Origin of the sequence: Sodaliphilus sp., assembly GCF_045598405.1 — a bacterium.
Classification (GTDB): domain Bacteria; phylum Bacteroidota; class Bacteroidia; order Bacteroidales; family Muribaculaceae; genus Sodaliphilus; species Sodaliphilus limicaballi.
The window spans coordinates 1-10593 of the sequence record NZ_JAZLLZ010000168.1; the positions used below are offsets into that span (position 1 = coordinate 1).

At 53.7% G+C, this 10593-nt stretch carries 6 protein-coding genes; 1 reads left to right on the top strand and 5 read right to left on the bottom strand.

The window, feature by feature from the left end; translation table 11 throughout:
• From ACKI3C_RS11620 to ACKI3C_RS11635, 4 genes are all read right to left on the bottom strand, one after another.
• The coding region (locus ACKI3C_RS11620) for a hypothetical protein (protein ID WP_407405219.1) at positions 1–2557 on the bottom strand (2557 nt) is incomplete at its 3' end.
• A 524-nt stretch (positions 2558–3081) separates the two neighbouring features.
• Complete coding sequence (locus tag ACKI3C_RS11625; RefSeq protein WP_407405221.1) at positions 3082–5727, bottom strand: phosphodiester glycosidase family protein; 2646 nt, start codon at positions 5725–5727, stop codon at positions 3082–3084.
• A gap of 246 nt (positions 5728–5973) precedes the next feature.
• The gene (locus tag ACKI3C_RS11630) at positions 5974–8367 is read right to left on the bottom strand and encodes a phosphodiester glycosidase family protein (protein ID WP_407405223.1); all 2394 of its coding nucleotides are present in this window, start codon (positions 8365–8367) and stop codon (positions 5974–5976) included.
• A gap of 346 nt (positions 8368–8713) precedes the next feature.
• The gene (locus tag ACKI3C_RS11635; protein WP_407405225.1) at positions 8714–10126 is read right to left on the bottom strand and encodes a dockerin type I domain-containing protein; all 1413 of its coding nucleotides are present in this window, start codon (positions 10124–10126) and stop codon (positions 8714–8716) included.
• Between ACKI3C_RS11635 and ACKI3C_RS11640 the strand changes: the two genes are divergently transcribed.
• Positions 10125–10403 carry a hypothetical protein gene (locus ACKI3C_RS11640; RefSeq protein WP_407405227.1) on the top strand — a complete coding sequence of 93 codons (279 nt, stop codon included), beginning with the start codon at positions 10125–10127 and terminating at the stop codon, positions 10401–10403. The two genes, ACKI3C_RS11635 and ACKI3C_RS11640, sit on opposite strands and share 2 nt — an antisense overlap.
• Before the next feature lie 16 nt (positions 10404–10419).
• Here the strand turns inward: ACKI3C_RS11640 and ACKI3C_RS11645 are convergent, their stop codons facing one another.
• Positions 10420–10587 (bottom strand): dockerin type I domain-containing protein, encoded by a 168-nt coding sequence (locus ACKI3C_RS11645; protein ID WP_407405229.1) that lies wholly within the window; start codon positions 10585–10587, stop codon positions 10420–10422.
• Between the last annotated feature and the right edge of the window lie 6 nt (positions 10588–10593).

Below are 10593 nucleotides of genomic sequence, written 5' to 3' on the forward strand. Positions count from 1 at the left end.
CGTCCTCGTCGGCCACGCCACGCAGGTCGAAGGGAGCGGGAGCGTTCTGGTCGATGAAGTTCTTAGCGGTAACGGTCTTGCTCATGGGTGATTCCCAACCATTCTCAAAGACTGTAACAACATTGTAGTTGAAAGTACCGAACTCGTTGAGAGTCTCGCTGAATGAAGTATTCTCGGTAGTAGCCACAACCTCGCTGTTGCGGAGCACCTTGAACGACTTGGCCACGGGTTTGGGAGCTTTCTTGGGAGCCTTCTTCGCGGGAGCCACGCTCATGCGGTCGGCCTCGATGCCCAAGCCGCTAACAGCAGCCTCGCGAGCCTCGGCAGCGCTGATGCTGACGCGTTCCATGTTGTCAGAGAACTCGGTGCCCAGAGTGATTTCCTGCTTGGGAGCCTTGTTGCCAGCGGGCATTGCAGTTGCACCGATAACGATGTTATAGTTGTTGTAAGTGCTGTTGATGGTACCCAGTTTCATCCAGCTTGCGCCGTCGGCAAGGCTGATCATTGCGCCACCGTCAACAACGGGACCTGCATCGAGGATGATGGGGTCAGAGCCAGCTTCGGCATTCATCTTGTAGCACAGGTATAGGTCTTTGCCCTCGGGGATAACAACGTCGCTCTCAAGAGTCATGGTGTAGAGAGCAAGAGCCTCGATTTCGCCCTGTGCGAAGTCACGGTTGAAGATCACCTGGTTGTCGCCAGTGCGCACCTGGAGGCTGAATGGAGCTTCCTCGCCCACGCAGAACTGCAGCTTGCTGAGCTTGTAGCCAGCATAGGGAGCGAGCTCGGTAGCGGTGAACTTAGCACCATAGACCATGTCCATAGCCTCGTCGAAACCTACCATGTAAGTAGCAGTGCCAAATTTCTTAAGTTCGGCAGCGCTAGCGCTCCAAGCGATGTCAACCTTCTTGGTTTCCTCGTCGAAAGTAGCGTCGGTGATGATGGGAGCAGTGAAGTCGGCGGGCATAGTGTATTTGAGTGTAGTAGAAACCTCGGGAGATTCCTTGCCGTCGTACTTTGTCACCAGGGTGTACTCATAGAGACCGGGCTCGTCCACCTCGTCGAGGTATTCAGTGTCGTTGATGTCGCCAGCCAGCAGAGAGCCATTGCGATACAGGTCGTATCCTGTGGGCTCCTGTGCAGCAGTAGCCTCGCCCACGGGCGACACAGCAGCCTTGAGCATGATGTTACCAGCGATGTTGCCCGATGCCAGAGTCTTCCAAGAAGGCTTAGAGCTGTTAAATGCCGAGCTGGGCGATGAAGTAGAGAAGCTGTTACCCTTCACATCGATAGCCTCGGTGTTGTCCACACCCACGGGATGAGTCTGAGGAGTGTGCAGGTAGTAGCAGCCGTAAGCATAAGAGTGACCGGGCTCCATCACATAGGGGGTAGAGAGTTCCCATGTGTTCCATGCGGGAGCCTGTATAGCGAGGTCACTGATGGGCTGGTTGTAAACCACAGCGCCGTCCTTGATGACAAACAGAGTCACAGCAGTGATAGTGTTCTCGTTGACGTAAGCGCTGATGCTGTTGATCTGATAGTTCTGGAACGCCAGGAGGTCGTTGCCAGTGAATTCTTGCTTGATCCACACCTTGGTGTTGCTAGCAGCAGTACCGCCGATGCTCAAACCAGCCACGTCGCCACTCCAAGTGAGAGTGTTGCCGCCCTTGAGGGGAGCCTGCCAAGCGAGGAGACCGTCGAGCTCGTCGGCGATGCCAGAGAATGTAGCAGCGGGAGCAAGGAGGTTAGCCAGGCCCATGGGTTTAGCACTAACCGCAGCACTCATCTTCTCGCCATCGTCATAGACAGCAGCCACCGCATAGGCGTGCACGCCCACGGGTTCGTTCTTGAGAGTGATAGCAGTCTGGGTGAGCCCCTCGGCAGCCTTCACGCCGTCGCGATACACGCTGTAAGAAGCGGGAGTAGCCTCGGCATGGTTAACCACATTAGCTGTGATCATGAAGTCACCCACAGCACCTTGGTACCAAGTCTTGCCATCGTAAGAGTAGATGTCGCCCTTGCCGGGTGTGGGGGTGCGGTCGGTAGTAGCAGTGAGAGCCTGGATGGGGCTGTACTCATAGCGTGCCACGAACATCACTTCCTTGTCGGCGGGAATGGTGTAAGGCTCGTCGAGAACGACTTCCTTCATTGTGTTCTTTTCGTAAGTGCTCAAGTCGGCAGCTTTGTCGGCAACGAGCATTTTGTTCTCATAAATCTGCACGTTCACTTTGTAGCAGTGACGATAGTCGAAGAATGAGATGGACTTCACCTGCTGTCCAGCCACCGCTGCGAGATCGGCAGGGGTGAATTTGTTGGCAGCATAGATGACATTAGTAGAGCCCGGAGTGAGGGCCTTACCATCCATACCATTGTAAGAACTGCCATCGTGCCACTTGAGCTCGATGGGTGCCGCGGGTGCCTGCCACTCAAGGTTAACGTCGGCCAAGTTAGCCGTAGCCTTAACAGAGTGAGGAGCACCGTTTTGTGCCATAGCGCTGAACCCCAGGGTTGCAACACTGGCAAGCAGTAAACTCTTAAATAAATTGATTTTTTTCATAAAACTAAAAGGTTTAGTGTAAATTTCGCTACAAAGTTACTACTTTTTTTGATAGATTGCAACCATTCCTAGATTTGTTTATTTGAAAACCGCAATAAAAGTCACAAATTGTGCTTGGGTGTTGCTCGATTGACGGGTGGCTTTTTATCATTTTTATCGCATTTATCGAGTTTATCGTTATTATCGTTATTATCGTTTTTATCGAGTTTATCACATTTATCACTTTTATCACTTTTTTTGAGGTGTTTTGGACCATTTTTTTGGTCCAAAACAGAAGTGGGGTGCTGGCGGGTTTTCACAGTGGAACGGTGATGAAGTGAAATTATAGGTTTTTTGTGCAAAAATAATGCGTGCCCCATGCCGGGACGCAATCAACCGAGCAACTTGAAACAGAATCCCCAGGAGAGCCGAGGGGGACTGGCTTTCCTGGGGATTCTTGATGGGTGGCTCGCGGGAGAACCCGCGAGAACTGGACCGCTACCTGGGAAACGAGAGAACCGCTACCGGGGAAACGAGAGGGCCTTTTAACGAATCACTTTGACGTTGACTAGCTGGGTGATGTCGTTGATGGTCTGCTTGGGACCTTGGACGGTGACTGTGTCGCCTATTTTGATGCCTAGGCTCTCGAAGTTGTCGGGGTTGCCGTTGCTGTCGAGGGTTCCGAAGATGTTGATTTGCCCGGTCTTGTCTTGCAGGTACCAGTTGCCATGGGTGGCATTGGTGATGTAGGTGCAAGTGCCTGTCACTTTGTAGGTTTTGCCATCTGCGCCAGCCATCACCTGTGCACAGGTAGATGCGGGGATGTATTTGCCCAGTATGATGTTAATGACCAGGTTAGCGTCGGTCACATCGGTGGCGCCGTCGCCAGTCACATCGGTGCGTCCCTCGGCGGGTTTGCCCAAGACGGCATTGATGATGATATTGGCATCGTTGATGTCAACGGCGCCGTCGCCATTGACGTCACCCTCAACCACGTCCTCGTGAATGTCGTAGATGCCCTCTATGCCAGGCACCTCAAACGAGTATCGCTGGCCAGTGGCGGGAGTAGCAGTGAGGAAGTAGAGGTAAACAAACCCCAGCGGATAGTTGCTCAAGTCGGCAGCGTCGCACCAAGCGCTTGTGGGCAGCTTGATGATGCACTCGCCGGCAATGGTATCGGCCTCGGTGATGTCGGTAATCACCTGATTGCCTCCCAGCACGTTAGTAGAAAGAGTGACACGCTTCACTTCGAGCCCGTTGGGGCGATAGCGCACCTGGATGGTGTCGGGCAATCCCCAGATGTCAAATTTCTTGGCTAGCTTGATGTAGGCACTGCGTGTTGACGATCCTGTAAATTCCACTTTGAGTCCATTGTCGAGTGCAGAGACCACACGATCCTTGCCACCGCTCTGTGTCACAGTCCATGTGGCAGGGTCGATGGGAGCCGAGTCGAGGCAAGCAACGGGAAACTTGGGGTTCTGCACGTTGACCACGATAGTGTCGCTGAAAGTGGCCCCCTTGCCATAGACAAGTGTACGTCCATCGGCCACTGCGCTGATGATACCCTTCTCATCGACGGTGCACACGCCTTCGTCGGCCGATGTCCACTCAAAGATGGCGGGGTTGACGAGGTCGGTCGATTCGCCGCTGATGCTTATCACCTCGATAGCATAGGGGTGGTTCTTGTCGATGACCACGCTGTCGCAACGCAGAGCCTGCTCAGAAAAATTTATGGTAACCTGCTGCTTGGCAGTGAGCCCTCCCAAAGTGGCATAGATGTATCCCACAGCGGGAGTCATCGAGGCAGTGAAGCAGCCGTTGGAGTCAAAGGAGCCCACCTGCGGGTCGCAAGAGAATGTGCAACCCTCCACGTTGCGGTTCTTGAGCACACCATACTGGTTGTAGCCCCACACTTCGGGGTAGATTTGCGAAGCGTTAGAGAGGTTAAAGCTGCGAGGAGCAAAGCAGAGCATACCCAGTTCGTCGTCTTGCGGCGCGCTGCTGATGAGCAGGCAGCCATTGCCCACGGCGCGTATGGGTCCGTCGCTGGGGGTATTGATCACCTCGTCGTTGACCACCATGCAGGTAGAACCGCCGCCGTCGAGGTTGACAGCGTTGGCGCATCCCAGTTCGGTGAAGATGTCGTAGGCCTCGTTCATTGTGATGCCCGCCGACTTGAGGCTTCGTCCATCAACCACGACGACAAACATGCGAGTGCTGTCGGCAGTGAAGCCGATGCATGTGCGAGGGTGTTTCTCCTCCCACAGATCCTCACGCTTGCCATTGCGCATGATGATGGTATTGCTTCCGCCCACCATCTCCTTGAAGTCGATGCTAGCCCCGGCTTGAGCCCGCAGGCTCACTTTGAGGCTGATAGAGAGCTCGTCGCCCGGCTTCATGGCATCGGCCCGCGCCACGTCGCTACCCTGCATCCACATGTAGGCCTTGCCTTCGGGAATGGGTATAGCGCCGGCAGGATCGATAACCTTCTCCACCACGCAAGCCTCGGTGCTATTGGGACGCCACTTGAAACTGCCATCTTTGGGAGCGATGAGCACCAATTTGCCGCTTGCGCAGGCATAGGTGTTCTTGCCGTAGGCGTTAGTGAACAGGAACGTCTGGTTGCCGCCAGTGCTTTCATACTCGAGACGCAGCATGTTCAGCGTGTGCACGCGGAATGTTGCGCCATTGTGACGCGCCTCGGCCCGGAAATCCACTCGGTCGATGTAAGGATGCTTGTTCTCGTCGAGAACGAAACAAGCAGTGCCCACGGGGTTGACCACCACCTCGCTGCGACGCAACTGCCCGCTGCGCGGCATACCCACCTCGGCAGGCGGGTTGGTCATGTAGAAGTCGCCGTTGCAAGCGCCCACCACCTCGTGCCCGGGACGATTGTTGCGGGCAACCATGCTGGTGGGAGTCTCGCAACCCACTGCGCTCTCGCCACCCAGACAGGTCTCAAACTGGATGTAGGGATTGGTGAGGTCCACCTCCATCACGCTCACTTTGAGAGGAATGGCAGGCAGGTCATACTTGCTCACGATGACACCAGGCCCTGCCTGATGGGGATAGATGAGGGTATCTACCTTCTGTGCCTTGCCGTTAATGGTCCACTCGGTGAGCGCATGTGCCGGCATGGCGGCAATCGCCGCCAGCACAGCAAGTGCAAATGATTGAATGTAGCGTTTCATTGCAAAGTTAGTTTTTTTATAGAAAATCTAGAGATTTATTCAACTTTCATTAAAACCATTTCAATATCACCATTTTGCTCCGATTAGCGTCCTGCTGGACGCGGTGCTTCTTGCCCCCCCCACCGCCACTACGTTCGGCGGTGGGGGTTATTTAGATATTGTCCTGCCGGACAACAAATTAGCAATGTTTACTTTGATGAGCGAAACCTGACGATTTTTATGGGTTATCTAGAGTTTCTATCATTTTTATTTGTTCTTGCCTAGGATGGCGTTGACAACGAAATTGACGTCGCTGATGTCGATGGTGCCGTCGCCTGTGACATCGGCATTGCCCTTGTAGGGCTTGCCCAGGACAGCGTTGATGAGGATGTTGGCATCATTGATGTCAACCACACCGTCACCGTTCACGTCGCCCTTGACACCCACGGGAGTGAGGGGTATAGCGTTGTAGATGGTCTCAAGGCCCATGAAGTTCATCACATACTTCTGTCCCGTAGCCGATGCCCCCATACCTACCTGTATGCTTGAAAGCAGCACGGGGAAATTGCCCATGTCGTCGGTGTCCATCCAAGAGTTCATGGGCACGTCGAAGGTATTCTCAACATTGGGGTTAACCACCTCGGGCGCAACGGTCTGGTAGTTGATACCGCCACCGTTGGTGCGCAGTCCGAAGACGAGACTCTTGACAGGAGCTTCGCCGGGGTTGAGGCGAACACGCAGAGTGTCGGGCAACGACCACAGGTATATGTCCTTGGACATGGTGAGCTTGGGAGCGCGGCTTGACGACCCAGTGTATTCATAGGTAAAGCCGTCGCCCACAGCAGTCTTCACGGCATCCTTGCCGCCCGCCTGGGAGAATTTCCAAGTGTTGATGTCCAAATCGGGGTCGATGGGCATAGCATGTGCAGTGGGTTTCTGTACCACAACCTTGATGGTGTCGCTGCGTCCGTTGAGAGTTCCCACAACAAGAGCCTCACCGTCGGCAACGCCCTTGAGGACACCAGTGTGAGCTCCCACAGCAACAACCGCGGGGTCGCTTGAAGTCCATTCAAGTGCCGAGGGGTCGATGGGCATAACGGTTTCCATCACAGTGCTTTCCACGTCGATAGGATACTCGCGGAAGCCATCGGTGACGATTGAGTCATACTTAATCTTCACGTCGTCAACACTAGCTCCTACAAAGATTTCCTCGCTCAAAGTGACCTCGCCATAATGAGCGGTGAGCAACCCCTTGCCCTCTCCGGTGCCAAAGAAAGTGGTGTCGCTCTTGATGACGCCCACGCTCTCATCGCATGTGAGGGTCACGCCCTGAACGTCCTGGTCGATGAGCATGCCATACTGGTTGTAGCCGTAGAACTTGGGTGTGTAGAGTCCATACTTGGGGGTGTTGAGCTTGTAATCAACAAAGCGTATTGAAGCGATGATGCTGTCGTCGGGGGCGCTGCTCACGCAGTAGAATCCGTTGCCGTCGGCACGTTCGCTACCATCGCTGGGCTTGTTGCGAATGCCCAGAGTGCTGGTATAGAGCACTGCCGATCCGCCGCCATCGACGTTCATAGCGTCGGTAACACCAGCATAGCGCATGATGTCGGCAAGAACCATGGTGCGTACGCCAGCCGAGAGCGGACTGCGGCCATCGACCACGAAGAAATAGGCCTTGTCGCCACCATGGCTGTAACCCACGGCAGCACGCGGCTGCTGCGAGTTGGCGTCGCCACGGTCGGCCTCGCTGTTGAGCACCACGCCGTCGGCAAGAATCTTGGGGTTACCCGAGATAATCTGATAAGGGTTGACGCTCTTGCCGTCGTAGGTCCATGTGAGGTTAACGGTCACCTCGTCGCCCACCTTGAGGTTAGCCACGAGCGAAGCCGCAGTGCCATGGCCGAAGAGCACATACTCGCCATCGGGGATGGTAGCATCAGCAGTTTCCTCGGGCGCACCGGTAACGACCAACTTGAAATCACCGGTAGTGGTGAACTGGTACCCCTCGGCCACACGGGCAGTGACACAAGTGCCGGTCACGCTCTGACTGGTGCTGCCGTAGTAGCGGTCGTTGAAGATGGTGATATTGTTCTTGGTGTAAGGAGCGTTGAGGCTGCCCACCTTTGCAGTATTGCCAGCGGCATCCTTTACCGTGCCGGCAAAGTTGAAGGGGTTGCAATAGAGATTCCCGTCGTAATCGACCACAAAGTTCTTGTAGTTAGTGGCATTGTTGCGCGCACGGAAAATAGTGCCGTCAACGACGGTAGAACCCACTGGCGATCCGATGATAGAGACACCGCGAGCGGTGGTGCCGCTGGTAGAGAAGAAGTCGGCGTTGACACCGATGAAGTAGCGCTGTCCCGGAGCGGACTTACGCTCGGCCATTCCCGAGATGCGCTCGTTGCCTGCGAGCATGTCCTTGGCACACACGCCACGCAACGACAGGTACTGGTTGGTCATGTCCATCTCGGTGTAGAACACACGCAGCTGGCTGGTTCCGGCATGGAACCACAACGATGTCTGCATGGTGCCAGGGCCTACCTGGTTGTGAAACAGGGTGTCCACGGTGTAGGTGGTGCCCATGAGGTCCCAGGTGGCCGATGCCGATGCTGTGACAGCAGCAAGGGCCAGTGTTATAGAGGTTAATATCTTTTTCATAAAGGAATTTGTTTATTACTATATTCAGCTTTAGCATGTGAAACCATTTGAGTCTCACCTATTTGCTCCGATTAGCGTCCTGCTGGACGCGGTGCGTGTTGCATTTCTTCCCCCACCGCCACTATGAATGTTGGCAAAGGCTCGCTATCCGCGGCACCGGCTTCGCCGACTTACCGCTGCTCACTTTGCCGAGCTCGCTTCGCTCGGTTCGGCGGTGGGGGTTATTCAGGTATTGTCCTGCCGGACAGTAAATTAGTAATATTTATTATCAAATGCTAAAGTTGAGTTACTATATAAAAGCGTGCCTGAATCAATAATTCAGGCACGCTTAATTTATGGTTTATTCTTATTTACCAAGAATCTTGTTGATGACTATGTTAGAGTCTTTCACATCTACCGAGCCATTGCCATCGACATCGGCACGTCCGTTGTACTTGTCGGCAGTGTCTTTGCCCAGGATGACGTTGATGAGGATGTTAGCATCGTTGATGTCAACTGCGCCGTCGCCGTTCACGTCGCCGGGAACTGTGGGATCGGGATCGTCGCCACCCACGTTCTTGCCAATCTTGTAAACACCGATACCGTTGTAGCACTTGTAGGTGAGGAGAGTGATTTCCTCGTTGCCCTGTGCGTCAACACCCTTCTGTGCATTGAGGCAGTGGATGCGAGTACCCGAGTCAGAAACCTTGCCAAGAGAGTCGGCGGGGATAGTCCAGTAGTGAGTCATGCCTTCGAGCATCATGTCGGGGCCGAGCTCGCAGATGTTGGCCTGGCAGCCGTGTCCGTCGCCGCTGTACTGGGCCATAGAGTAAGCGATGAAGTTGCGTCCTTCGAGAGAGAACTCTGTAACGCCATTGGTACCAGCCTCGGGAACGAGTTCGGGATTGTCAACAGCAACGGGTTCAAAAGTAGTGATCATCTCGCCTGTGAAATCATAGAGAGCGGGAGCTGTCTGGAAACCATCGAGCCAGAAGAGTTCACCAGCGTACATGGTTTCCTCATCCTCGCCAAGGCAAATCTTAACGTAAGGAGCATAACCCCACAGTGTTACAGTCTCGGGATAGAAAGCAGTGAAGTCGATGTAAGTGTCGCCCTCGAAACCGCCTTCGAAGTCGTCGCCTTGTTCAGCCTGCCAGCGGTAAACGGTAGCAACCTGTGAACCCATACCCATGATAGTACACATAGCCTCTTCACGAGTGATGTCACCCACGAGGTCGATGTAGTCGATACGAGCCAGGGCATCACCCTTCTCAAGTTCAGTCACGAGTGTGAGCTCACCAGTCTCAACATCGAGCTGATAGAGTTTCTGAACAGTGTTAACCTCAGAAGAATAAGGAGCGATCCACATGTGTCCGAAGTGGTCGGTACCGATGTTGTTAGCACTCAGTGAAGCAGCCTCTTTTGTTCCGTAGGGCTTGCCGTCGAGAGTGAGGGGAAGATCGGCGAGACGCTGGCCAGTAAGAGCGTCAAAGCGGTAAACAACGCATTGAAGGATAGAGTCGTTTTCCTCAGTGACAGCGAGTTGAGCACCTGAACGAGAAACGTAAACCACGTTGTCCTTCATTGTTGCCATGCGAGCATAAGTACCTTGTGAGAGAGGAGAAGCGTTGAACTCTGCGGGAGTGTGCACGCGGTCCATGATCCACAAGTTCTTAATCTTGATGTCATTGACGGGCTCGTAAACCTTACCATCGGTAGTAGCCCAAGCCGATGCCATGGCTGTTACAGCCATTGAGGCGAGAAGTAAAAATTTCTTCATGTTACTAAATGTTTTTGTTTATGTTAATATTAATTTGTTTTCAAGGGGTAAAGGTACGATTTTTTTTAGAAACTTGCAAGAGATTGAGGAAAAAGAATTAGTAACAATAGTTGAGATAGGGGCGATAGGGGCGATAGAGGCGATAGAGGCGATAGAGGCGATAGAGGCGATAGTCGCAATAGTCGCAATAGTCGCAATAGTCGCGATAGTCGCAATAGTCGCGATAGTCGCAATAGTCGCGATAGTAATAGCAAGAACGCTACGCATGGGAGCGTAGCGTTCTTGATGATAACTTACTTGCCTAGGATTTTGTTGATGACTATGTTAGAGTCTTTCACATCTACCGAGCCGTTGCCATCGACATCGGCACGTCCGTTGTACTTGTCGGCAGTGTCTTTGCCCAGGATGACGTTGATGAGGATGTTAGCATCGTTGATGTCAACTGCGCCGTCGCCGTTCACGTCGCC

Coding starts and splice junctions, on each gene's coding strand:
- ACKI3C_RS11625 (WP_407405221.1), bottom strand. CDS start 5,727: ATGAAACGCTACATTCAATCATTTGCACTTGCTGTGCTGGCGGCGATT.
- ACKI3C_RS11630 (WP_407405223.1), bottom strand. CDS start 8,367: ATGAAAAAGATATTAACCTCTATAACACTGGCCCTTGCTGCTGTCACA.
- ACKI3C_RS11640 (WP_407405227.1), top strand. CDS start 10,125: ATGTTACTAAATGTTTTTGTTTATGTTAATATTAATTTGTTTTCAAGG.
- ACKI3C_RS11635 (WP_407405225.1), bottom strand. CDS start 10,126: ATGAAGAAATTTTTACTTCTCGCCTCAATGGCTGTAACAGCCATGGCA.